This is a genomic window from Streptococcus sp. HMSC36C04, assembly GCF_001839535.1.
Lineage (GTDB): Bacteria > Bacillota > Bacilli > Lactobacillales > Streptococcaceae > Streptococcus > Streptococcus hominis.
Genome location: NZ_KV841604.1, coordinates 65,353 through 88,700, shown reverse-complemented (window position 1 = coordinate 88,700; position 23,348 = coordinate 65,353). Strand labels below are relative to the sequence as shown.

General features: G+C 37.9%; 21 protein-coding genes and 1 pseudogene. 17 read left to right on the top strand and 5 right to left on the bottom strand.

Going from position 1 to position 23,348, the window contains the following annotated elements; all coding sequences use genetic code 11:
- From HMPREF3249_RS07480 to HMPREF3249_RS07450, 7 genes are all read left to right on the top strand, one after another.
- Complete coding sequence (locus tag HMPREF3249_RS07480) at positions 1 to 741, top strand: Stp1/IreP family PP2C-type Ser/Thr phosphatase (protein WP_059221094.1); 741 nt, start codon at positions 1 to 3, stop codon at positions 739 to 741.
- Positions 738 to 2,612: a Stk1 family PASTA domain-containing Ser/Thr kinase gene (gene pknB / locus HMPREF3249_RS07475; RefSeq protein WP_059221091.1), complete on the top strand. Its 1,875-nt coding sequence runs from the start codon at positions 738 to 740 to the stop codon at positions 2,610 to 2,612. The genes HMPREF3249_RS07480 and pknB overlap by 4 nt, the downstream gene beginning before the upstream one ends.
- A 260-nt stretch (positions 2,613 to 2,872) precedes the next feature.
- On the top strand, positions 2,873 to 3,571 hold the full coding sequence (gene liaF, locus HMPREF3249_RS07470; protein WP_003028409.1) for a cell wall-active antibiotics response protein LiaF: 699 nt from the start codon (positions 2,873 to 2,875) through the stop codon (positions 3,569 to 3,571).
- Positions 3,568 to 4,563: an envelope stress sensor histidine kinase LiaS gene (locus tag HMPREF3249_RS07465; RefSeq protein WP_059221090.1), complete on the top strand. Its 996-nt coding sequence runs from the start codon at positions 3,568 to 3,570 to the stop codon at positions 4,561 to 4,563. The genes liaF and HMPREF3249_RS07465 overlap by 4 nt, the downstream gene beginning before the upstream one ends.
- Before the next feature lies 1 nt (position 4,564).
- Positions 4,565 to 5,197 carry a response regulator transcription factor gene (locus tag HMPREF3249_RS07460; protein WP_003028406.1) on the top strand — a complete coding sequence of 211 codons (633 nt, stop codon included), beginning with the start codon at positions 4,565 to 4,567 and terminating at the stop codon, positions 5,195 to 5,197.
- A gap of 39 nt (positions 5,198 to 5,236) precedes the next feature.
- Entirely contained in the window at positions 5,237 to 6,637 is a 1,401-nt protein-coding gene (locus tag HMPREF3249_RS07455; RefSeq protein WP_059221088.1) for a bifunctional Cof-type HAD-IIB family hydrolase/peptidylprolyl isomerase, read from the top strand.
- Position 6,638: 1 nt separating this feature from the next.
- On the top strand, positions 6,639 to 7,010 hold the full coding sequence (locus tag HMPREF3249_RS07450; RefSeq protein WP_049533513.1) for a S1 RNA-binding domain-containing protein: 372 nt from the start codon (positions 6,639 to 6,641) through the stop codon (positions 7,008 to 7,010).
- Positions 7,011 to 7,138: 128 nt separating this feature from the next.
- Here HMPREF3249_RS07450 and HMPREF3249_RS07445 read toward each other — a convergent pair whose 3' ends face one another.
- The 3 genes from HMPREF3249_RS07445 to recX form a co-directional block, all read right to left on the bottom strand.
- Entirely contained in the window at positions 7,139 to 7,456 is a 318-nt protein-coding gene (locus tag HMPREF3249_RS07445) for a DUF960 domain-containing protein (protein ID WP_003043378.1), read from the bottom strand.
- 119 nt (positions 7,457 to 7,575) lie between these two features.
- Entirely contained in the window at positions 7,576 to 8,109 is a 534-nt protein-coding gene (locus HMPREF3249_RS07440) for a nucleoside tri-diphosphate phosphatase (RefSeq protein ID WP_003028401.1), read from the bottom strand.
- An 86-nt stretch (positions 8,110 to 8,195) separates the two neighbouring features.
- Positions 8,196 to 8,972, bottom strand: a complete 777-nt coding sequence (recX, locus tag HMPREF3249_RS07435; RefSeq protein ID WP_049533512.1) for a recombination regulator RecX — start codon at positions 8,970 to 8,972, stop codon at positions 8,196 to 8,198.
- Between the two features lie 37 nt (positions 8,973 to 9,009).
- On the opposite strand from recX, the gene rlmD reads away from it, so the two are divergent.
- Together rlmD and HMPREF3249_RS07425 are read left to right on the top strand one after the other, a co-directional pair.
- Positions 9,010 to 10,368, top strand: a complete 1,359-nt coding sequence (gene rlmD / locus HMPREF3249_RS07430) for a 23S rRNA (uracil(1939)-C(5))-methyltransferase RlmD (protein WP_059221086.1) — start codon at positions 9,010 to 9,012, stop codon at positions 10,366 to 10,368.
- A gap of 1 nt (position 10,369) precedes the next feature.
- Positions 10,370 to 10,853 (top strand): annotated as a pseudogene (locus HMPREF3249_RS07425) (cytidine deaminase).
- Between the two features lie 289 nt (positions 10,854 to 11,142).
- Here the strand turns inward: HMPREF3249_RS07425 and HMPREF3249_RS07420 are convergent.
- Positions 11,143 to 12,075, bottom strand: a complete 933-nt coding sequence (locus tag HMPREF3249_RS07420; RefSeq protein WP_059221085.1) for a nitronate monooxygenase — start codon at positions 12,073 to 12,075, stop codon at positions 11,143 to 11,145.
- A gap of 309 nt (positions 12,076 to 12,384) precedes the next feature.
- On the opposite strand from HMPREF3249_RS07420, the gene HMPREF3249_RS07415 reads away from it, so the two are divergent.
- The 8 genes from HMPREF3249_RS07415 to HMPREF3249_RS07380 all read left to right on the top strand — a co-directional run bounded on the left by HMPREF3249_RS07415 (position 12,385) and on the right by HMPREF3249_RS07380 (position 21,794).
- The gene (locus HMPREF3249_RS07415; RefSeq protein WP_003028395.1) at positions 12,385 to 12,618 is read left to right on the top strand and encodes a DUF1858 domain-containing protein; all 234 of its coding nucleotides are present in this window, start codon (positions 12,385 to 12,387) and stop codon (positions 12,616 to 12,618) included.
- Positions 12,618 to 13,982, top strand: coding sequence for a DUF438 domain-containing protein (locus HMPREF3249_RS07410; RefSeq protein ID WP_059221082.1), 1,365 nt, complete (start codon positions 12,618 to 12,620; stop codon positions 13,980 to 13,982). Before HMPREF3249_RS07415 ends, HMPREF3249_RS07410 begins: the two co-directional genes overlap by 1 nt.
- 10 nt (positions 13,983 to 13,992) lie before the next feature.
- Positions 13,993 to 14,247: a DUF1912 family protein gene (locus HMPREF3249_RS07405; protein ID WP_022525301.1), complete on the top strand. Its 255-nt coding sequence runs from the start codon at positions 13,993 to 13,995 to the stop codon at positions 14,245 to 14,247.
- 261 nt (positions 14,248 to 14,508) lie between these two features.
- Complete coding sequence (locus tag HMPREF3249_RS07400; protein WP_059221080.1) at positions 14,509 to 15,087, top strand: GNAT family N-acetyltransferase; 579 nt, start codon at positions 14,509 to 14,511, stop codon at positions 15,085 to 15,087.
- On the top strand, positions 15,084 to 16,382 hold the full coding sequence (locus HMPREF3249_RS07395; protein ID WP_059221079.1) for a hypothetical protein: 1,299 nt from the start codon (positions 15,084 to 15,086) through the stop codon (positions 16,380 to 16,382). The genes HMPREF3249_RS07400 and HMPREF3249_RS07395 overlap by 4 nt, the downstream gene beginning before the upstream one ends.
- Before the next feature lie 21 nt (positions 16,383 to 16,403).
- Positions 16,404 to 19,055, top strand: a complete 2,652-nt coding sequence (locus HMPREF3249_RS07390; protein WP_059221077.1) for a valine--tRNA ligase — start codon at positions 16,404 to 16,406, stop codon at positions 19,053 to 19,055.
- A 77-nt stretch (positions 19,056 to 19,132) separates the two neighbouring features.
- Positions 19,133 to 20,950 carry a hypothetical protein gene (locus tag HMPREF3249_RS07385; protein ID WP_059221075.1) on the top strand — a complete coding sequence of 606 codons (1,818 nt, stop codon included), beginning with the start codon at positions 19,133 to 19,135 and terminating at the stop codon, positions 20,948 to 20,950.
- Positions 20,943 to 21,794: a DNA adenine methylase gene (locus tag HMPREF3249_RS07380; protein ID WP_059221073.1), complete on the top strand. Its 852-nt coding sequence runs from the start codon at positions 20,943 to 20,945 to the stop codon at positions 21,792 to 21,794. Before HMPREF3249_RS07385 ends, HMPREF3249_RS07380 begins: the two co-directional genes overlap by 8 nt.
- 590 nt (positions 21,795 to 22,384) lie before the next feature.
- Here HMPREF3249_RS07380 and cysK read toward each other — a convergent pair.
- Positions 22,385 to 23,314: a cysteine synthase A gene (gene cysK, locus HMPREF3249_RS07375; protein WP_070496967.1), complete on the bottom strand. Its 930-nt coding sequence runs from the start codon at positions 23,312 to 23,314 to the stop codon at positions 22,385 to 22,387.
- Positions 23,315 to 23,348: the final 34 nt, after the last annotated feature.

Below are 23,348 nucleotides of genomic sequence, written 5' to 3'. Positions count from 1 at the left end.
ATGGAAATTTCATTATTAACAGATGTTGGTCAGAAGCGTACAAATAATCAAGATTATGCCAATCAATTTGTTAATCGTGCTGGTATGACAATGGTTCTTTTAGCAGATGGTATGGGAGGTCACCGTGCCGGTAATATTGCTAGTGAAATGGCAGTAACAGACCTCGGTGCTGCTTGGGTGGATACTCAAATTGATTCTATTAATGGTGTCCGTGAGTGGTTCGCAGAACATCTCGAAACAGAAAATCAAAAAGTTCACCAATTTGGTCAAGATGAAGAATATAAAGGCATGGGAACGACGCTTGAAGCCTTAGCAATTATTGGCAATCAAGCAATTTATGCTCATGTAGGGGATTCTCGTATTGGTTTGGTGCGTGGTGACAGTTATAAGCAGTTGACAAGCGATCATTCTTTGGTGAATGAATTGCTCAAAGCAGGACAAATTACGCCTGAGGAAGCAGAACGTCACCCACAACGCAACATCATCACGCAATCAATCGGTCAAAGAGGCGAAGTGCAGCCTGATGTTGGCATGATTAGCTTAGAAGATGATGATTACATTATTTTGAATAGCGATGGTTTGTCCAATATGATTTCAGAAAGTGAAATTTATGATATTATGACAAGTGATATTGCTCTTTCAGAAAAAGCGGAAACCTTGATTCGCTTTGCAAATAATGCAGGCGGTTTGGACAATATTACAGTTGCTCTGATTCATTATCATAAGGAGGATGCAGAATGATTCAAGTCGGCAAGATATTTGCCGGGCGATATAGAATCATCAAACAAATTGGGCGAGGTGGCATGGCAGATGTTTACTTGGCCAAAGATTTGATTTTAGACGGGGAAGAAGTCGCAGTTAAGGTTCTAAGAACGAATTACCAGACGGATCCGATTGCTGTGGCGCGCTTTCAAAGAGAGGCGCGAGCGATGGCAGACTTGGATCATCCTCATATTGTCCGGATTACCGATATTGGAGAAGAAGAAGGTCAGCAATATCTAGCAATGGAGTATGTGGCTGGGCTTGACTTAAAACGCTATATTAAAGAGCATGCTCCTTTATCTAATGAAGAAGCGGTTCGGATTATGGGACAAATTCTTTTGGCGATGCGTTTGGCGCATACGCATGGAATTGTTCATCGTGATTTGAAGCCACAAAATGTCCTTTTAACTCCAGATGGCGATGCAAAAGTAACGGACTTTGGAATTGCAGTAGCTTTTGCAGAAACGAGTTTAACGCAAACCAACTCTATGTTGGGGTCTGTACATTATCTATCACCAGAACAAGCGCGTGGTTCAAAAGCGACCGTTCAGAGCGATATTTATGCCATGGGGATTATTTTCTATGAAATGCTGACAGGACACATCCCTTATGATGGAGATAGTGCTGTTACGATTGCCCTACAACATTTCCAAAAGCCCCTACCGTCCATTATTGCTGAAAATCCAAACGTTCCACAAGCATTGGAAAATGTAGTCATCAAGGCAACGGCAAAAAAATTGACGGATCGTTATCAGTCAGTTGCAGAAATGTATGTGGATTTATCAAGCTGTTTATCTGCTGACCGTCGAAATGAGAAAAAGCTAGTTTTTGATGACACTGCTAAAGCAGACACAAAGACACTGCCGAAAGTATCACAAAATACCTTGACTTCTGCGACGAAGTCAACACCTGCTCCTACAAAAGAAGTAGTCAGTAGTACGCCTACGCCTACGCCAAAAGCAAAAAAGAAGCGCCGTTTAAGAACGCGCTATAAAGTTTTGTTATCAGCGGTGGTTTTAGTCATCGTAGCTCTGGTGGCTTTAGTCTATTTGAGTCCGTCAAATGTAAAAATCCCAGATGTTACTGGAAAAACTATTGCCCAAGCACGTTCTGCAATCGAAACTGCAGGTTTGAAAGTTGGCAAGGAAAAAGACGAATACAGTGATTCTGTTAAAAAAGATTCAGTTATTCGCACCAATCCAGAAGCGGGAACGCAACGTCGTGAGGGCAGTACGGTGGATCTGATTGTCTCAAAAGGGACTAAAACTTTTATTATGGAAGATTATAAAGGTCAGAAAAGAGCAGATGCTATCAACAATCTGGTACAAAAATACAAGGTTTCAAAAGGCTTGATTAAAATAGAAGAAGTTGAAAGTAGTGAGTATGCGGCAGGAACAGTTGTTGATCAAACACCAGCAGCAGGCAGCACTTATGATTTGACTTCAAAGACACGTATTACGTTAAAAGTAGCGAAGTCCGTTTCAAGTGTCACGATGCCAAGCTATATCGGCTCAACCTATGAATTTGCTCATAATAATTTGACGGAAGTGATTGGTATTCAAGGTGCGAATATTGAAAAACGTACGGTTACAACAGCTCCAGCGGGTACACAGGCAAATACGATTATCAGACAAAACCCAGAAGCTGGTCAGTCTTTGAATTTGAAGAGTGATCGCATTGTCTTATATGTATATGAGCCAAAAACCGAAGATTCTTCAACATCTGAAAGTAGTTCACAATCTGATAGTAGCTCAGATAAAACTAGCCCATCCTCTAGTAGTTCGTCAACTAGTGGTAATGATGGAAGCAGCTCAAAAACACCAGACACAAGTGCTAGTGCAAGTAATTAAAAAAGAGAGAGGATAAAATCGTAGTTTTGTTAAATCGATTTTCCCTCCCTCTTTTTTTGCACTCGTTTTACATCATTGGTAAACATTGCTTCTGCTCAATCAAGTTTATCCAGTATATTGTAATTAAAAATGTTAACTTCTAGGACTACAAACTAGAACTTGAAAATATTTTCTTTCAGTTCACTACCTTCTTTTCATACCTTAGCTGGAGGAATTTTTGTAAGTTTTTGATACAATAGAGTAAGAAAGGTATCGAGGCTATGAGAAAGATCCAATTTTTTATCTTTGTTGAATCTATTCTACTGACATTTGCATTAGTGACCATTTTGTCTGGTCATTTTTCGCGTGTTATTCTTTTTTTGGTGCTCTTCTTGCTATTGCTCTATTATTATTTTGGAAAACAAAGAGGAAATTTTCTGCTAGTAACCTCTACCATACTGCTTTTTTTCATTATCATGCTCAATCCTTATGTTATTGCTGCCTTGCTCTTTGCGGTCATTTATGGCATGATTGTGGCTTATCCTTATATTTATAAAGAAAATGGAGTGACAACTCTCATCTTTGATGATGCAGTAGAACAAAAACGTGAAAAAAATCAATGGTTGGGAAATCTTCATCATTTTGGTTCATCGGATACCTGTCGATTTGATGACATCAATCTTTTCCGTCTCATGGGGAAAGATACGATTCATTTGGAACAAGTCATTATCACAAACCATGACAATGTGATTATTTTTCGTAAATTTTTCGGTAACACAAAAATCATTGTGCCAGTTGATGTGGCAGTCAGCCTGAAAGTGAATAATCTATATGGTGAATTGCAGTTTTTAGATCAACCTGTCTATGAATTGCGAAATGAAAGTATCAGCCTAACGACACCGGACTTCAAGCGAGCACATAAAAGCGTCAAAATTGTCCTGTCAACGTTTGTAGGGAATGTTGAGGTGGTTCGCAAATGAAAAAAGTCTACTATCTTTTGATTAGCTTTTATTCCCTACTCATTTTAGGAATCATTATTCATTATATTTTTAGTCTATTTAATTTTGACTGGCAACTGATTTTTAGTAATGTAGAGCGGTTGGAAAAGTTCAGTTTCTTTGTAATTGTGCTGACTTTATCTCTGACGATGCTGATGATTTTAGGTGTTAAAGTGATTCAAATGGTCACTTTGTCGGCCATTCAAACAAACCTAAAAAATGTTTTAGAAGGTCGAGAATTACAAGAGATTCATCAGCCTGAAATTGATGCCTCTTTTCGGCAGGTTTCAGAGAAATTGACTCATTTGACAGAAAATCTGCAAAAGTCAGAGAACCGTGCCCTGCAAAATGAGGAGACGATTATTGAGAAAGAACGCAAGCGAATTGCGCGTGACTTACATGATACGGTCAGTCAAGAGCTTTTTGCTGCTAATATGATTTTGTCAGGTGTGACAGGTCAAGTGGAGAACTTAGATACGGATAGCTTATCAAAACAATTGACAGGCGTATCAGGAATTTTAAATACTGCCCAAAGGGATTTGCGTATCTTGCTTCTACATTTGAGACCGACAGAGTTGGAGGGGAAGAGCTTAGTTGAAGGGCTGAACCTCATCTTGAAAGAGCTATCAGATAAAAGCGATATTGAGGTGAGTTTTCACCATGATGTTCAAAAATTACCGAAACAGATTGAGGAGCATATTTTTAGAATTGCTCAGGAAATTATCAGTAATACGCTCCGTCACGCCAATGCGAATCATTTAGATGTTTATTTGTATCAAACTCGGAATGAATTGCAGTTGAAAATGACAGATGATGGGATTGGCTTTGAGCATACCTCATCTGATGAATTGAGCTATGGTTTGAAAAATATGGAAGAAAGAGTAAATGACATGGCAGGAACAATGCAGATTTTAACCGCTCTGAAGCAGGGAGTGGCAATTGACATTCGTGTGCCATTATTGAAAGGAGCTTAGGATGCAGATTTTATTAGTAGATGACCATGAAATGGTAAGACTTGGCTTGAAAGGTTATTTGGATTTACAAGACGATGTGGATGTAGTGGCAGAAGCTTCAAATGGTCGCGAAGGAGTTGAAAAAGCTTTGGAGTTGCACCCAGATGTGATTATGATGGACATTGTCATGCCTGAAATGAATGGGATTGAAGCGACGCTTGCCATTTTAAAAGAATGGCCTGAAGCTAAAATTCTCATTTTGACTTCTTATTTGGATAATGAAAAAATTTATCCAGTTTTAGATGCGGGTGCTAAAGGATATATGCTAAAAACTTCTAGTGCTGATGATATTTTACGAGCGGTCCGAAAAGTAGCCAAGGGTGAACTTGCTATTGAAACAGAGGTCAGCCAAAAAGTAGAATATCATCGAAATCATATTGAATTGCACGAAGATTTGACTGCGCGTGAGCGAGATATTTTAGGACTACTGGCAAAAGGTTATGAAAATCAACGCATAGCAGATGAATTATTTATTTCTTTAAAGACAGTGAAAACACATGTGTCCAATATCTTATCAAAGCTAGAGGTGAGTGACCGTACACAAGCTGTTGTTTATGCTTTCCAACATCACCTTGTCCCACAAGATGACATTTAGTGGTATAATAGAAAACAGAATAATTGCTAGAGGGAGATTATGGACGCAAAATTAAAGTATAAAGCCAAGAAAATCAAAATCGTCTTTTTCGATATTGATGATACGTTGCGAGTGAAAGATACTGGCTATATTCCGGACTCTATCAAAACGGTGTTTAAACAGCTAAAAGAAAAAAGAATTTTGACAGGAATTGCTTCAGGGAGAGGGATTTTTGGTGTAGTGCCAGAGCTGAAAGCATTGCAGCCGGATTTCTTTGTCACTTTGAATGGTTCCTATGTAGAGGATAAAAGAGGAAATGTAGTTGTCCAGCATGCCATTCCCAAGGAAATGGTGGAGGCATACATTGCGTGGACGAAGGAAGTTGGGATTGACTTTGGCCTCGTTGGTAGTCATGAGGCAGCGCTTTCGACGCGAACACCGCTTATTGATGAAGCCATTGATATTGTTTATCCTAATTTACCTATTCAGCCGGATTTTTATCAAGATCACAACATTTATCAAATGTGGACATTTGAAGATGTTGGAGATAGCTTGCAATTGCCTAAAGAGTTAGAAGAACATCTACGATTGGTTCGCTGGCATCCGCATTCATCAGATGTAGTTCTAACAAATGGTTCAAAAGCATCTGGAGTTGCGACAGTTGTGGAGCATCTAGGGTTGAAGCCTGAGAATGTGATGGTTTTTGGAGATGAACTCAATGATTTAGAATTGTTTGATTATGCAGGTATCAGTATTGCTATGGGCATTTCCCATGAAAAGATCAAAGCAAAGGCTGACTTTGTGACAAAAAAAGTAGAAGAAGATGGTATTTTTTATGCTTTGGAGGAATTAGGAATGATAGAAAAAGAATTACATTTTCCACAAGTAACGATGGAAACAGCAGAAGGACCGAAAGCGACTATTAAAACCAACCACGGTGATTTGAAATTTCAATTATTTCCAGAACAGGCACCGAAGACAGTGGCTAATTTTATCGCTTTATCAAAAGATGGCTACTATGATGGCGTGATTTTCCACCGGATTATCAAGGATTTCATGATTCAAGGTGGTGATCCAACTGGTACGGGTATGGGTGGCGAATCTATTTATGGAGAAAAGTTTGAGGATGAATTTTCTCCGGAACTGTACAATATCCGTGGTGCACTTTCGATGGCCAATGCTGGTCCGAACACAAATGGCAGTCAATTTTTCATCGTGCAAAATAGCAAGATTCCTTATGCACAAAAGGAATTGGAACGTGGTGGTTGGCCGACACAAATTGCTGAGATCTATGCAAGCAATGGTGGAACGCCGCATTTGGATCGCCGGCATACTGTGTTTGGTCAATTGCTAGACGAGGCTTCTTATCAAGTGTTAGATAAGATTGCGGCAGTTGAAACTGGTGCAATGGATAAACCACTGGAAGATGTTGTGATTGAAACCATTAAAGTTGAGGATTAAAATGAAAATTGGTGAAAAACTAAAAGGCCGAATTACCGGTATTCAGCCTTATGGTGCTTTTGTGGAACTAGAAACGGGTGACATGGGATTGATTCATATCTCAGAAATTCGGACAGGCTATATCGAAAATATCCACGAAATTCTGCATGTTGACGATCAGGTCTTGGTGCAAGTGATGGACTATGATGAATTTTCGGGTAAGGCTAGTTTGTCAATGAGAACTCTGGAAGAAGAGAAGCATCATTTGCCTAAACGCCATCGCTTTTCAAATGACCGTTACAAGATTGGTTTTGCACCGCTCGCTAAAAATTTGCCGACTTGGACCAAGGAAGCAATGGATTTTCTGAATCAATCAAAAGAGGAAACCAAATGACAAGAATTGTGATATTTTCATATAAAAGACCCCCTCAATAAGAGAGCATTGTATCTTATTGAGGGGGTTATTTATTCTCATACATTTTCAGGTGGATATCAATTCTGTATTCTTTGTTCAAACCACTATCACATTAAAGCATATTCATCTGGCAGCATGATGGTTTCTTTGCCATTATTGTCAGTCACAAAGATTTCTCGTGGAAAAAATGGATCGAAAGCGTCATTAAAATCAAAAGAGACAGTAGTTGACAGACTTGCCTCGGAAAATCGAAATGTTAATTTTCCTTGATGGTTGATGAGTTCGAATCGAAGAAGTTCATCTAATTCAAACACACCTTTTAAAAAATTATCAATGATGTACCAGAAAGAATCAATAATGTCATCTGGCAAACTTGTTACAACGCCAAAGCTGGCATAACGTCCACGTGTATTTGTAAAAGCCATTGTTTCTTCCTTTCTGTGCTCATTCATCAAAGTATTTTCTATATGATACATAAAATAAGCTTGAATTGCAAGAAATTGTTCTTTGAAAATCAAAAAGGACCAGAGGTCCCTTGACAACTTTAGCGATTCTTTAGCTCTACATAACGTTTGTACCAAATATTGACATAGGCCTGTGAAAAAGGTCCACGCTCATTATTAATCCAGTCTACTAAGATTTTTACATTTTCTTTGAGAATGTAATCTAAATCATTGGAGTAGCTCATCTGCCGTTTGTGGCGCTCGTATTCATCTACATCCAGCAATCGCTTTTCACCATTGGTGAAGACTTTGACGTCTAAATCATAATCTATGTATTTTAATGCTTCTGCATCAAGATAATAGGGGCTGGCTAGATTGCAATAGTAAGAAATCCCATTTTCGCGAATCATAGCGATAATGTTAAACCAATATTTTTTATGGAAATAGACAATAGCTGGCTCACGTGTCACCCAACGCCGCCCATCACTTTCTGTGACCAAGGTATGGTCGTTGACACCAATAATGGCGTTTTCAGTTGTTTTTAGTACCATGGTGTCGCGCCAAGTGCGGTGCAGACTTCCATTATGCTTATAACTTTGAATTGTAATAAAGTCGCCTTCTTTTGGAAGCTTCATAATCTACCAACTTTCTACAATTTATCAGGTTATCGCTTTTATTGTAACATATTTTCATGAAAAAACATAAATAAACCTTACATTTTTTATAGATATTCTTTGAGAGCGCTCGCGATATCAGAAAAATCAAAGCCTTTGCGTGCGAGTGCTTTAGTAAGGCGTTGCTTTAAATCATAGCCGTCGTATTTTTTAGAATACTTGCGGTATTGTTTGTCTAATTCTTTGTAAAGCAATTCTTGTTGTTTTTCGTCATCGTCTTCTATGGTAAGGCTTTGGTAAGCTATTTTTGCTTCTTCATAGGAAAAGCCTTTATTGATGAGCTGTTGTAAGATTTTATCGTGAAGCGCTTTTTCTGGAAGCTTCCCTTGATATTTTTTGAGTAATTTTTGAGCAACTGTTTCTGCTAGATTTGTAAAATCATGTTGATGTAATTCATCATCAATGATAGAAGCAGCAATTCCTTTTTGTATTAACTTTTGCTTGAGTGCATATGCACCTTTGTCTCCAGACAAGAGGTTAGCATTGATAACAGCATGAGCATATTTGGCATCATCTAGCCAGTTGTCTTTTTTTAAGTTGTCAATAACGTGAACAATCGTTTCCTCTTCCATGTCGTGCTTGCGCAAATAATCATTGACTTCCTTTACAGTACGCTGCTTGAAAGAAAGATGATACAATGCCAGATTTTTTCCATAAGAAAATTGAGCATATTCTTGGATTTCTTTCAGCTCTTGCTCAGTAATGTTCATGCCTTTTGATAACATAAAATGAACAATGGTATCTTCGGTGATATACAGTTTTTCCGTCTCATCCAGCTCTAAGAGATAAAGCCGCTTTTTCTTTTCAATTTTTGTAATTTTCATGATTCTATTATACCTCAAAATATGGTAAGATAGGCTTATGAATCTGAAAGTAAAACAAAAAATCCCCTTGAAAATCAAAAAAATGGGAATCAACGGGGAAGGGATTGGATTTTATAAAAAGACATTGGTCTTTGTACCAGGTGCTTTAAAAGGTGAGGATATTTTTTGTCAAATCACGACGGTTAAGCGTAATTTTGTCGAAGCAAAACTGTTGACGATTAACAAACGCTCTAAGTATCGAGTAGAGCCTCCTTGTGAGATTTATGAAAAATGCGGGGGCTGCCAGATTATGCACTTGCATTATGACAAACAGTTAGAATTTAAGACAGATCTGCTGCGGCAGGCTTTGAAAAAATTTGCACCTCAAGGTTATGAAAACTACGAGATTCGTCCAACGATTGGTATGCAAGAACCTCAATATTATCGAGCGAAGTTGCAGTTTCAAACACGGAAATTTAAGGGAGATGTAAAAGCGGGTCTTTATGCGCAGAATTCTCATTATCTGATTTCTTTGAAAAACTGTTTGGTTCAGGATAAGGTAACGCAGAAAATCATCAATAAAGTGGCTCTCCTTTTGGGGAAGTACAATTTTCCTATTTATGATGAGCGAAAAAATGCCGGCGTTCGGACGGTTATGATTCGCCGAGCTCGGAAAACAGGTCAGGTGCAGATGATTTTTGTCACGGGAAAGAAGTTGGACTTTTCTCCAGTCATTCGTGATTTGTCAGCAGAATTTCCAGAGTTGGAAACAGTAGCGGTCAATTACCATACGACAAAATCAAGCGAAATCTATGGAGACAGGACGGAGATTATCTGGGGGAAAGAGACCATTCAGGAAGGTGTTTTGGATTACGAGTTTTCCTTATCGCCTAGGGCTTTTTACCAGCTCAATCCAGAGCAAACAGAGGTGCTTTACAGTGAAGCAGTTAAGGCTCTGGATGTCGATTCAGAGGATTGTCTGATTGATGCTTATTGTGGCGTGGGAACGATTGGCTTTGCTTTTGCTAAAAAAGTGAAATCTCTTCGTGGCATGGATATTATACCAGAAGCTATTGAGGATGCTAAGCGAAATGCCAAGAAGATGGGGTTTGACAATGCTTATTATGAGGCTGGGACTGCTGAAAGTATTATTCCTCGCTGGTACAAGGAAGGCTATCGAGCAGATGCCTTGATTGTGGATCCACCACGGACTGGTTTGGATGAAAAACTGCTTGAAACGATTGTTCGCTATGCACCGAAGAAAATGGTTTATGTCTCCTGTAATGTCTCTACTCTAGCTAGAGATTTGGTGCAATTGAGCAAGGTCTACGATGTTCATTATATTCAATCTGTGGATATGTTTCCACACACAGCCAGGACCGAGGCTGTAGTGAAATTGATAAGGAAAGAGGATTAGAATGAATATTTGGGAAAAATGCATGAAGAAGCCAAGGAGTTCTATGATCTGCATGAGGTATCGCCCTTTGTGTACGCTAATCATGTTGTAGCAGCTATTGAAGCAGAGGACGGAAAGATTTATATCGGCTTTTGCTTTGCTCCAACAGCTTGAGGACTGTTGGAGGTTGCAGATAAAATCAACGAAGTTGGTATAATAAATGTAGTGTCTTTCATCTCTGTGCTGAAAGGGCAGCAGCTTTTAATATGTATCAGTATTCTGGACAGACAAAAATGAAACGAGTATTGGCTTTTCGCGATAAACCGCCTTATGGCGGAGGTTCTGGTATGCCTTGTGGGGCGTGTAGAGAATTTTTAATGGAGTTGAATCCTGAGAGTCGTCATTTAGAGTTTATGTTGGATTTTGAAAAACGAGAAACGATTACTTTGGGAGAACTCATGCCTTACTGGTGGGGACAGGAACGTACTGAAAATGACAGAAAATGATATGAAACACTTTTACTGTATGTTAGAATAATGTACAAGGCACCTCCTAACAACGAAAGTTCAAAGGATCAGGATGTAAAAATTGCAAAGAAGGTATCCTTTAGCAATACTATTGATATTTTATAGCGTTTGGTAAATGGGATAGAATGACTTGTTCATGAGTGAGTCTAGTTTGAAGCAGATGACAAATAGGCGACAGAAGTTGAGCAATAAAATGAAACGCAAATATTTTTAACTACTTCAGCAATAGAAAAACTTGTAGAAAACAATCTCTACAAGTTTTTTTATTTTACAAGGAAATCTCTGTATTTTCCAATACTTTTTGTGCATCTGAGACAATTGTTTCAATGATTTCTTTGCATGGTCGGATTTCTTTTATCATACCAGCAATTTGACCGCACATCATGGAGCCGCTTTTGGTATCTCCGTCATATACAGCTTTTGAGAGAGCTCCAATAGTAATCTCTTCCAGTTCCTCACGGCTGGTACCTTTATTTTCAAGTTCTATATAATGATCTGTCATTTCGTTTCGAATACAACGAACGGGGGCACCCGCCCTCCTACCTGTGACAGCTGTATCTGTATCATTTGCCTTGAGAACGGCTTCTTTATAACTTTCAGCGATTGGGCATTCTTCTGACGCGAGAAATACCGTGCCGAGTTGAACTCCTTGTGCGCCTAAAACGAAAGCAGCAGCAAGCCCGCGACCGTCTGCAATACCACCTGCACCAATCACAGGAATATCAACCGCATCAACAATCTGTGGTAGCAAAGCCATGGTATTGGTGCTACCGATATGACCACCCGCTTCAGATCCTTCAGCGATAACAGCGTCAACACCTAATTCTTGCATTTTTTTAGCATGTTTCACGCTGGCAATGACCGGAATAACCTTGATACCTGCTTCTTTGAGAGCAGGCAGAATAAATTTAGGGGTGCCAGCACCAGTTGTCACAACAGGAACTTTTTCTTCGATGATAACATTCACAAGCTCTTCGACATTTTTCAGCATCAGCATCACATTAACAGCGAATGGTTTGTCTGTGAGTTTACGCAATTCACGAATTTCTTCGCGCAATTGGTCGCCAGTCATACCACCTGAAGCAATAATCCCCAAGCCACCCGCTTCTGAAACAGCAGCAGCCAACTGATAGTGAGAAATTTGCGCCATAGCACCTTGAAAAATTGGATATTTGATGTTTAGTAAAGTTGTAATAGACATACTATCTCCTTAGTTCTGTTTTGAAATTATTATATCACGATTATAAAAACGTTTTCAAATCCGTGATTTAATAATCTTTCTTTTATTTGTGAAATATTTTGCTTTGAAAAGAGGGGTTATCAATTATTTTACTTGTGAAAAATACAAAATCATTTTATTATAACAAATACTTATACTATATTAAAAATAGTTATAGATACTTAATTCAGAAAAATGGAATCAACTAAAGATAAAGAGAGTTTTGCTTTTACTTAGAGAGTAACTAATTTTTTATGTTATAATGATAGAAAATGAATCATGAGGTGAGAAATGGACAATATCATTGATGTCTCCATTCCTGTGGCAGAAGTAGTTGACAAGCACCCAGAAGTATTAGAAATTTTGGTGGAGCTTGGTTTTAAACCGCTTGCCAATCCAATCATGCGCAATACGGTTGGTCGCAAGGTGTCATTAAAGCAAGGCTCTAAGTTAGAGGGAACCCCTATGAATAAAATTGTCATGACATTGGAAGCAAATGGCTATGAAGTTGTGGGGCTAGACTAATGGCAGATGAACGAATTGAAATTTTGAAATCTATTTTGCTGGATTTGCATCATGGTGCAACAGCAGAAGAGGTTCAAGAGCAGTTTAACAAGCATTTTACAGGCGTTTCGGCTATTGAGATCAGTCTTATGGAGCACGAACTGATGAACTCGGATACGGGTGTAACCTTTGAGGATGTTATGTCGCTTTGCAATGTTCATGCGAATCTTTTTAAGGGAGCGGTGAAAAATGTAGAAGTGGCTGACACAGATCATCCAGGGCATCCAGTTCAAATTTTTAAGCAGGAAAATCTAGCTCTTAGAGCTGCTCTGTTGCGGATTCGGCGCCTCCTTGATACCTATGCTCAAACAGATGATGCAGAAATGAAGACAGAGTTGGAAAAGGGACTGATGCGCCAGCTGGGCTTGGTCGGTCAATTTGACATTCATTATCAGCGCAAGGAAGAGCTGATGTTTCCGATTATGGAGAAATACGGTCATGACTCACCGCCCAAAGTCATGTGGGGTGTGGACGACCAGATTCGAGAGCTTTTTCAGGAAGCAAAGACCGCTGCTGAAGATTTGTCTAACCTAGGTATCGAGCAAGCTCGAGCAACATTTGAAAATTTTGCGGCTGAGTTTGAAGCGATGATTTTCAAGGAAGAATCCATCTTGCTTATGATTTTGCTGGAATCCTTCACACAGGACGATTGGCTGAAAATTGCAGAAGAAAGTGATGCTTACGGCTATGCGATTATCAAGCCGGCTGAGAAATGGATGCCAGCTCGTCAATCATTCACGGAGGCAGAAAAAGAAACTGCTGAGAAGACTGGAAACGAAGCGGCAGCTAGTGATGAGCTTGTGTCAGACGGTACTATTCAGCAGATCATTGAGACACCTGATGGGCAGGTCACCATTTCTTTTAAGCCAAAAAAGAAAAAGGCAGAAAACAATTTTGATCGACAGACCCAACAGTCTTTTGGATATGGCTATTTGTCAGTGGAAGAGGCAAATCTAATCTTGAATCATCTGCCGATGGAGATTACCTTTGTCAATAAGGAGGATATTTTCCAGTACTACAATGACAGTGTGCCAGCTGATGAGATGATTTTTAAACGGACGCCGAGTCAAGTGGGGCGCAATGTCGAGCTGTGCCACCCGCCTAAGTTTTTGGAGAAAGTTCGCTTTATTTTTAAGGAATTGCGCGAAGGTAAGCGAGACAAGTTTGTTATGTGGTTCAAATCTGAGTCGCGAGGCAAATTTGTCCATGTGACGTATGCAGCAGTGCGAGATAAAGCAGGAGAGTTTCAAGGGGTGCTGGAATATGTCCAAGATATTCAACCTTTCCGTGATATTGAAGAAGATTTCTACCGAGGAGTAGATTAGAAGGTATATGATGACGTACGAACAGGAATTTTTAAAGGATTTTGAAGCTTGGGTCAAAACTCAGGTGACTATCAACGAAATGGCTCTTGAAGAAAGTCAGAAAGTTTATGAGGAAGATAAAGATGAACGCGCTAAAGAAGCTGCGATTCGTTATGAGAGCCGCCTAGATGCCTATCAGTTTCTATTGGGGAAATTTGCCAATTATCAAGAGGGTAAGGGGTTTCATGACCTACCAGACGGACTTTTTGGACAGAGAAATTATTGATTTTCTCTAGAAAACATGTTAAACTAAATGCATTAGAGGTGTTTTGAATCCCATTTGTCACAGAAAGCGGTGTTGCTGAGAAATCCGCACAAATGTCAAAACTGGTTGCTGATGGATGAAAATGAAATAAAAGTGTCTTTATATTTTAAAGATGAGAGTTGCGGGCAATTGCCCGAAATTGGGTGGTACCGCGGATAACACATTCGTCCCTGTCATGGGTATGGCAGGGGCGAATTTTTATAATCGGAACGGGGAGAGATTATGATAAATATTTTAGGTCAAATTGAAGACAATAAACTTCCTGATATTGAGACAGAACGGCTGTATTTGCGCCAACGTCTAGTCTCAGATGCTGAGGATATTTTTGCCTATGCCAGTTTACCAGAAGTGACTTGGCCAGCTGGTTTTCCACCTGCGGAAAGCGTGGAAGAAGAGGAAAATTATCTCGAAAACATTATGCCCAAACGCTGGATTGAGCAAAAAATACCGTCTGGTTATGGTATCTGCTTAAAAGGGACAAATAAAGTCATTGGCTCGATTGATTTTAATAATCGCCATGCTGATGATGTTCTTGAAATGGGCTATTTGCTTCACCCAGATTATTGGGGGCAAGGGATCGTGACAGAAGCTGCGCGTGCGCTGTTGGAAGTTGGATTCACCCTACTCAATCTTTACAAAATCGAAATTGAATGCTATGGATACAACAAAGCAAGCCAGCGTATTGCTGAAAAACTTGGCTTCACCCTCGAATCTCGCGTCCGTGATCGCAAAGATGCACAAGGTAAACGCTGTGATTTATTGCGATATGGATTGCTGGGGAATGAGTGGGAGGAAAAATGAAAAGATTATTTTTGTATCTGTTGGCGTTACTACCTGTTATATCTGTAGTTTCTTTGTTACTATTAGCTATTTTGCTTTTTCCGATAACTTTACTTCCAAATAGTATTTTACCAGTTGCTCCTATATATATTGTTGAGATTATTTTAGGAATACTACTGGGTTTATATGGATTTAGATTAAGAAGGATGCAAATAGATAATAAACTTCAAATTATCTATTGGATTATTTTAGGAGCATCAGCTGGAGTGCTATTACTTTTGAAATATAGATTAATTATTTTGTTACAGCCATTGTTACCCATAATTTATGCTATAGTATTTGAACATATATTTATAAGTTTTAAAAAATATGTTCAAAAAAGTAGAGATGCATTTGTAGTTCTTAATTCATTTGATGCGTTTTTTATTGGCTTTTATTTTCTTTTAAAATTTATTATAAAGTGTAAAACAGATGTTATAAATAGCTTTTTAAACAAATTGTCTATACCTCAGGATGATCTTGAGTTGATTATTATAATTTTAACTTTAATAGTATTGTTCGTACTGATACCTGCTTTTAGAGGATGTCTATCTGTTTGGTTCTATAAAAAACAAAACGGAATTCGTAAACAATTTGGAAAAGTATTTTGGAATTTGTATCTAAAATCATATTTTGCTTCGTTTATATCTATATGTTTGTATGCTACCTTATTTTTTCAACTAGATACATTACAATTTAGTACAATATTAGTCTTTTTAATATATATGTCATTAAATATTTACTTTTGGATGTATGTATATGAAGGTATTGACAGAGGAGGAGATGACAAAAAAGAGGTGATATTGAATTGGGTATTAATTGGTTTGGTATCAATCTTTTTAGTTCTTTTAGATCAAATTGAAAGTGACTTAATTGGAATTTTAACATGGTTTTTACCGATATTATTGCCAATTTTTATTGGGGAAGTGAATAGCATAATCCCCAGAGGATATTTAAAAACTCCTACATCTGTTATGAAGAAACATATTTATTGGCTTCAAATGATGAGTTTTAATACATTACTTGTGTTTAATATAGTGTCTTCTATATTTACAAAGCAAATATTAAAAAAAAATCAAATGGAACAAATCAATTCTTTAAAACTCTTTCTTATTTCTGTATTAGATCGGGGGACATCTTCAAATTTTACATTAGGTATTTTTGTTTCATTTATTATGTTGCTATGTTCAATGGCTATTGCTTATGTACTCAGTAAAGTAATGATATATTTAATACGAAGAACATATATAGAGACTTCAAATAGATATTTTAATTAGATTATTTAGAAAGGACACATCATGTCAAAAGAACTTTCACCAAAATACAATCCAGCCGAAGTTGAGGCTGGGCGTTATCAAAAATGGTTAGATGAGGATGTTTTCAAGCCTTCTGGCGATAAGAAAGCTCATCCGTATTCTATCGTTATTCCACCACCAAATGTGACGGGGAAATTGCACCTTGGTCACGCTTGGGATACTACTTTGCAAGATATTATTATCCGTCAAAAACGTATGCAAGGTTTTGATACTTTATGGCTTCCTGGTATGGACCATGCGGGGATTGCAACACAGGCAAAAGTTGAAGCACGTCTTGCTGAAGATGGTATCTCACGTTACGACCTTGGTCGTGAAAAATTTCTTGATAAAGTCTGGGAATGGAAAGATGAATACGCATCAACAATCAAACAACAATGGGGTAAAATGGGTATCTCTGTTGACTACTCACGTGAACGTTTCACCCTTGATGAAGGTTTGTCAAAAGCGGTTCGTAAAGTTTTCGTAGAACTTTACAAAAAAGGCTGGATTTATCGTGGTGAATTTATCATCAACTGGGATCCAAAAGCTCGTACAGCCCTTTCTGATATTGAAGTTATCCATAAGGACGTGGAAGGTGCTTTCTACCATATGAACTACATGTTAGAAGACGGCTCACGCGCCCTTGAAGTAGCAACAACCCGACCCGAAACCATGTTTGGAGATACGGCTGTCGCTGTCAATCCAGAAGATCCTCGCTACAAAGATCTGATTGGACAAAATGTTATCTTGCCAATCGTTAACAAAGCTATTCCAATCGTTGGTGATGAACACGCTGACCCAGAATTTGGTACTGGTGTGGTTAAAATCACTCCAGCCCATGACCCTAACGACTTCCTTGTTGGTCAACGTCACAATCTTCCTCAAGTTAATGTTATGAATGATGACGGTACGATGAACGAACTTGCTGGTGAATTTGCTGGCATGGATCGCTTTGAAGCTCGCAAAGCCGTTGTTAAAAAATTGGAAGAAATTGGTGCGCTTGTTAATATTGAAAAAATGACACACTCTGTTGGTCATTCAGAACGTACGGGTGTTATGGTTGAACCACGTTTGTCAACACAATGGTTCGTTAGAATGGATCAATTAGCTAAAAATGCTATTGCCAATCAAGACACAGATGACGAAGTGAAATTCTACCCACCACGTTTCAACGATACTTTCCTTCAATGGATGGAAAATGTTCACGACTGGGTTATCTCTCGTCAGCTCTGGTGGGGGCATCAAATCCCAGCATGGTACAATGCTGAAGGTGACATATACGTTGGTGAAGAAGCTCCAGAAGGTGACGGATGGACTCAAGATGAAGATGTGCTTGACACTTGGTTCAGTTCAGCCCTATGGCCATTCTCCACAATGGGTTGGCCTGACACAGACTCAGAAGACTTCAAACGTTACTTCCCAACATCTACACTGGTAACTGGTTACGATATCATCTTCTTCTGGGTATCACGCATGATTTTCCAATCACTGGAATTCACAGGACGTCGTCCATTTGAAAACGTACTTATCCACGGTCTTATCCGTGACGAACAAGGACGTAAAATGTCTAAATCACTCGGTAACGGTATTGACCCAATGGATGTTATTGAAAAATATGGTGCGGACGCGCTTCGTTGGTTCTTATCAAACGGTTCTGCCCCAGGTCAAGACGTTCGTTTTTCTTACGAAAAGATGGACGCCAGCTGGAACTTCATTAACAAAATCTGGAATATTTCCCGCTATATCCTCATGAATAATGAAGGTCTGACACTTGACCATGCGAGCGTAAATGTTGACAAAGTTGTTGCTGGTATGGCTGGTAACGTAACTGACCGCTGGATTCTTCACAATCTCAATGAAACGATTGCTAAAGTTACTGAAAACTTTGATAAATTTGAATTCGGTGTGGCAGGTCACATCCTTTACAATTTCATCTGGGATGAATTTGCGGATTGGTACGTTGAATTGACCAAAGAAGTGCTTTACAGCGATAACGAGGATGAAAAAGTTATCACCCGTTCAGTTCTTCTTTACACGCTTGATAAGGTTCTTCGTTTGCTTCACCCGATCATGCCATTTGTGACGGAAGAAATCTTTGAACAAATTTCTGAAGATTCAATTGTAACAGCAGCCTACCCAACTGTTAATTCAGCCTTTGAAAATGAAGCTGCGCATAAAGGTGTTGAAAGCCTGAAAGACCTGATTCGTGCTGTCCGTAACGCACGTAGCGAGGTGAATGTTGCTCCAAGCAAACCAATCACCATCCTGGTGAAAACCAGCGATAAAGAATTGGAAAGTTTCTTCAATGCCAATGTCAACTACATCAAGCGTTTTACCAATCCAGAGCATTTGGAAATCGCGGCGGATCTTGCTGTGCCAGAACTAGTCATGTCCAGCATCATTACCGGAGCCGAAATCTATCTGCCTCTCGCTGATTTGCTCAATGTCGAAGAAGAATTAGCCCGCCTCAACAAAGAACTGGCAAAATGGCAAAAAGAGTTGGATATAGTTGCACGCAAACTTGGCAATGAAAAATTCGTCGCCAACGCCAAACCAGAAGTCGTCGCCAAAGAACGACAAAAACAAGCCGACTACCAAGCTAAGTATGATGCGACTGTAGCGCGGATTGAGGAGATGGAGAAATTGGCTAAATAACCACAGAACACGGTGTAGAAGCCGTGTTTTTATGGTATAATATCAAATATACTTGAACAGATACGAAAGGAATACCTATGTTTGATACCGTAGTTTTAAATCCTTTGGAGGTTGATTTGGATTATAATAATCCTAGATTTTCAATGTTTGATTTTAATAGTGAAGAAGAAATAATTAAATATTTGATTGATTTTGAACAAATCAAAGAACTTGCATTTCAAATTTTAGAAAACGGATATAATACAATAGGTGAGCGTATTATTGTTTTAAAACGTGAAAATGCCGGAAAAATTAGTTATACTGTTTTAGAGGGGAACAGGAGAATTGCTTCACTGAAGCTTTTATTCCAATACATATCTCTCTTGACAAGTTCAGAAAGAAAAAAGCTTGAACAATTAAAGCCGAGCTTAAAGGATTTTGAAGTTAGTTGCGATGTGGTAAAAGAAGATACTAGAGACGAAGCGCTTTTTAAAATTAGTGCAAAACATGTTGATGGAATTAAAACTTGGAGTGCTACTGATAAAAGGGTATTTTACCACAATCTTTATACCCAATATAGGAAAAAGGGCTTATCAAGTGATAAAGCTTTAGATAAAATTAAAAATATCACTCCAGAAGGAAAAGTTGCGATACGAAATGCTATACAACAACTAAATTATTTAACTTCCGTTTATAATGTAACAAAAAACTATAAACCTGATTTAAAAGAATTAGCACATTTGGATACAGATGTTCTTGTTTCAAGGGTTTTAAGACCATTGATTAAAGAGTTAGATCTTGAGTTTAATGATGATTTTCAACTTGTAGCGAAAAATAGAAAAGTTTATTATGAAATATTAGGGTTGTTAGGTAAAGCAGTCTGGGTTGATAAAAAATTAGATACACGGGTATTTAGCGTACAAGGACAATGGAATGAAATTGTCAAAAATGATAAAGTGATCCCAGGTTTAGCTGGAAAAATCACAGAATATAAAGAATTTGAAAAAAACAAAGTCTTTAAGGAAGAATCGTCAAAAAATAATCCAATAAGTAATGATACAAAAACTACTGAAGATAGTGTGATAGATAATAAAGGGACATCTAACTTACCAGTCAATGATACGCGTGAGAATAACACGAAAAATAATGACACACAAAAACAAGAAACAAAATATAAATTTTTTGTTCCCCAGAAATCAGTTGCCATAAAACAGCGAAATTATGATTTAGTTAATGATATTGATTTAGTGGACAATGAGGGAAATAAGGTATCGAAACAAAGTTCAGAATACTCTAGAATTTCGATTAGCTGTACACATCGAAATATTGTGATAAAAAATAATGTGATAGACTCTATTTCTGAAAATGGAAAATATGATATTGCTGTCAATTACGCTGGGGAGACTAAACATTTTCAAATATTTTTAAATATAGAGATTGATGCTCATCAAGAAGATTATCGATTTTTGTTTAACCAACAATGGTATGATGAATCTTTATCAAAGTTATCTGCTAATCCCAAGTATTTTAAGATTTGTGGAGTAATAAGAAATCTACAAAAATATAACTCTTTATCACATAATGACGACGAGTATATCATACTTGCATTTTTGCTTCGTGCATTAATGGAATATACTGCTAAGGCTTATATAGACTTATTCTCAATCAAGAAGCCTGCTGATAATTTATCCTTCTTCATTACCACAGTTAAAGGACATTTATCTGATAAAGGATTATTAAATAAAGAGGAAGTAAAGGCATTAAAAAACACAAATGATATAGAGACATTAAATGGTTTAATTCATGATTACGGAGCCACTATAAGTTCTATTGATATTAAAACAACATGCAGTAAGTATCAAAAATATTTCTCTGTCGTTTTTGATAGACTATCAGAAGGAGTAAATAATGGATAACTTTAGCCCGTTACGCTATCCTGGAGGGAAAAATAAAACTTATCAATATGTTAAATATCTGGTAAAGAGCAATGATATAGATACCTATATAGAACCATTTTGTGGAGGTGCTGCAGTAGCGCTAAAGTTATTATTTAATAATGACGTAAAAAAAATAATGTTAAATGATTTTGATAGATCCATATATGCAATGTGGTACTCCATTTTACATAATACTGAAGCATTTATCAAAAAAGTAAAAGAAGCAGAATTTACAATTGAGGAATGGGATAAGCAGCAAGCTATTCAAAAAAAGAAAGAAAATGCTGACTTACTGACACTAGGTTTTTCCACATTTTATCTAAATAGGACAAATCGTTCAGGGATTATTCAGGCAGGTCCTATAGGTGGTAGAAATCAAACGGGAAATTATAAAATGAATTGCCGGTATAATATAGAAGTGCTGGTAAATAAGATTGAGTTGATTGCTAACAATAGAAATAAAATTCGTTTGTATAATTTAGATGCTATTGAGTTTATTAAAAACAATATTAGACGTACAAAGCGTTCGCTCACTTTTTTTGATCCTCCATATTTTGTTAAGGGAAAGCAATTGTATACAAATTTTTATGAATATATAGATCATTTAGAATTACGAGATACAATTGATAAATACATGAGTAATCACAAATGGATCCTTACTTATGATTTTCATGATAAGATTAAGAATATGTATTCAAATTTCGAATATTTTCCATATGTATTAAACTACAGTGCAGGGAATTCAAAAAAAGGAGTCGAGTATCTTTTTTTGAGTCAAACAATATCTTCTACAAAAATTGACAAGTATTTAGATATTTTATGAACTTAAAAGTTCATACTTATAATTTTAATGTAGATGCTTCTTTACTGTATAATGGATAAACTAATATCTGATAACAGAAAGGATTCATGCTGCTGAGGTAGCATGACGAAGTGGTATGTTTCATTATGTGTAATATATTTCTTTAAGCTCCTTCTCAGTTTCCTTTAGTATTTCCTAGCTATACTGTAACTATCCTAGCAATAGAATTCTAAACTTTTCTTTTTAGTCTAATAATATAGATAAATGAATCATTCATTCAATGTATATTACAAAACAAGCATAAATTGGCTATAGAAAGTTACATTTAAACTATAGAAAGCATTATTTTATCTGCTATTTTCTAATAATAAGATTTAAACACCCCCATCAAAAAAAGAGGCTGGGACAAAAGTCCGACCTCAAATATAAAAAGCGAACAAAACTAGTTTTCTGGTAATCAGAATTCTGCTTTATTCGCTTTTCGCATTTAATTATAGATTAGAAGGGCTTGATAATTAAGATTTTTAAAAATTGAAATCTTCTTGTCCCAAACTCTTTTAAACTGTTGGCAAATCCAAATTTAAAGTTTGTACGTGTATCTGCCTTGATTTCTAAACCTCAAAATTATAGAGAGCGGTTGAGAGGTAGCGTTCGCCGTTATCTGGAGCAAGAGCTAGGACTTTTTTGCCTGTGCCTAATTTTTGGGCTACTTCAAGTGCAGCATAGATAGCTGCGGCAGAAGAAATTCCTACAAGAAAGCCTTCTTGTCCACCGACACGGCGTCCAAGGTCGAGCGCTTGATCAGAAGTAACGCGGACAATACCGTCATAAGCTTGAGTGTCCAGTGTTTCTGGGATAAAACCAGCTGAAATTCCTTGAATCTTGTGTGGTCCAGGTTTTTCACCGGACAGGATAGCGGACTCATCGGCTTCAACTGCGTAAACTTGTATATTTGGATTGACTTTTTTGAGAGCGTGAGAAACGCCAGAAATTGTACCACCTGTGCCAACTCCTCCGACAAAGGCATCCAACCCTTTTTTACCGAAAGCAGCGATAATTTCAGCTCCTGTTGTTCTTTCGTGTACTTCAGGATTAGCTGGATTGTTGAATTGTAGCGGCAGCCATCCGTTGCGTTCTTTGGCGATTTCTTCAGCTTTGGCAATCGCACCTTTCATTCCCTCGCTTCCGGGAGTGAGCACCAATTCGGCGCCATAAGCTTGGATAATTTTGCGGCGTTCCACACTCATGGTTTCTGGCATAACAATAACGACCTTATAACCTTTAGCTGCACCGACCCAAGACAAACCGATTCCAGTATTTCCGCTGGTTGCTTCGACAATGGTTGCACCCGGCTGAATCAAGCCCTCTTGCTCAGCGGTCTCAATCATGCTGAGAGCAATGCGGTCTTTGACAGACGACCCCGGATTGAAAGCTTCTAGCTTGACATAGACATCAGCAGCGCCTTCTGGAACCAGCTTATTCAATTTCACAATAGGAGTATTTCCAATGAGTTCTGTAATGTTATGATAAATTTGTGCCATAAAATAATACCTCAATTCTGTTGATACAATCAGT

Bases quoted from the DNA above. Each gene is read 5' to 3' on its own strand.
- HMPREF3249_RS07480 (WP_059221094.1), top strand. From the start codon at position 1: ATGGAAATTTCATTATTAACAGATGTTGGTCAGAAGCGTACAAATAAT.
- pknB (WP_059221091.1), top strand. From the start codon at position 738: ATGATTCAAGTCGGCAAGATATTTGCCGGGCGATATAGAATCATCAAA.
- liaF (WP_003028409.1), top strand. From the start codon at position 2,873: ATGAGAAAGATCCAATTTTTTATCTTTGTTGAATCTATTCTACTGACA.
- HMPREF3249_RS07465 (WP_059221090.1), top strand. From the start codon at position 3,568: ATGAAAAAAGTCTACTATCTTTTGATTAGCTTTTATTCCCTACTCATT.
- HMPREF3249_RS07460 (WP_003028406.1), top strand. From the start codon at position 4,565: ATGCAGATTTTATTAGTAGATGACCATGAAATGGTAAGACTTGGCTTG.
- HMPREF3249_RS07455 (WP_059221088.1), top strand. From the start codon at position 5,237: ATGGACGCAAAATTAAAGTATAAAGCCAAGAAAATCAAAATCGTCTTT.
- HMPREF3249_RS07450 (WP_049533513.1), top strand. From the start codon at position 6,639: ATGAAAATTGGTGAAAAACTAAAAGGCCGAATTACCGGTATTCAGCCT.
- HMPREF3249_RS07445 (WP_003043378.1), bottom strand. From the start codon at position 7,456: ATGGCTTTTACAAATACACGTGGACGTTATGCCAGCTTTGGCGTTGTA.
- HMPREF3249_RS07440 (WP_003028401.1), bottom strand. From the start codon at position 8,109: ATGAAGCTTCCAAAAGAAGGCGACTTTATTACAATTCAAAGTTATAAG.
- recX (WP_049533512.1), bottom strand. From the start codon at position 8,972: ATGAAAATTACAAAAATTGAAAAGAAAAAGCGGCTTTATCTCTTAGAG.
- rlmD (WP_059221086.1), top strand. From the start codon at position 9,010: ATGAATCTGAAAGTAAAACAAAAAATCCCCTTGAAAATCAAAAAAATG.
- HMPREF3249_RS07420 (WP_059221085.1), bottom strand. From the start codon at position 12,075: ATGTCTATTACAACTTTACTAAACATCAAATATCCAATTTTTCAAGGT.
- HMPREF3249_RS07415 (WP_003028395.1), top strand. From the start codon at position 12,385: ATGGACAATATCATTGATGTCTCCATTCCTGTGGCAGAAGTAGTTGAC.
- HMPREF3249_RS07410 (WP_059221082.1), top strand. From the start codon at position 12,618: ATGGCAGATGAACGAATTGAAATTTTGAAATCTATTTTGCTGGATTTG.
- HMPREF3249_RS07405 (WP_022525301.1), top strand. From the start codon at position 13,993: ATGACGTACGAACAGGAATTTTTAAAGGATTTTGAAGCTTGGGTCAAA.
- HMPREF3249_RS07400 (WP_059221080.1), top strand. From the start codon at position 14,509: ATGATAAATATTTTAGGTCAAATTGAAGACAATAAACTTCCTGATATT.
- HMPREF3249_RS07395 (WP_059221079.1), top strand. From the start codon at position 15,084: ATGAAAAGATTATTTTTGTATCTGTTGGCGTTACTACCTGTTATATCT.
- HMPREF3249_RS07390 (WP_059221077.1), top strand. From the start codon at position 16,404: ATGTCAAAAGAACTTTCACCAAAATACAATCCAGCCGAAGTTGAGGCT.
- HMPREF3249_RS07385 (WP_059221075.1), top strand. From the start codon at position 19,133: ATGTTTGATACCGTAGTTTTAAATCCTTTGGAGGTTGATTTGGATTAT.
- HMPREF3249_RS07380 (WP_059221073.1), top strand. From the start codon at position 20,943: ATGGATAACTTTAGCCCGTTACGCTATCCTGGAGGGAAAAATAAAACT.
- cysK (WP_070496967.1), bottom strand. From the start codon at position 23,314: ATGGCACAAATTTATCATAACATTACAGAACTCATTGGAAATACTCCT.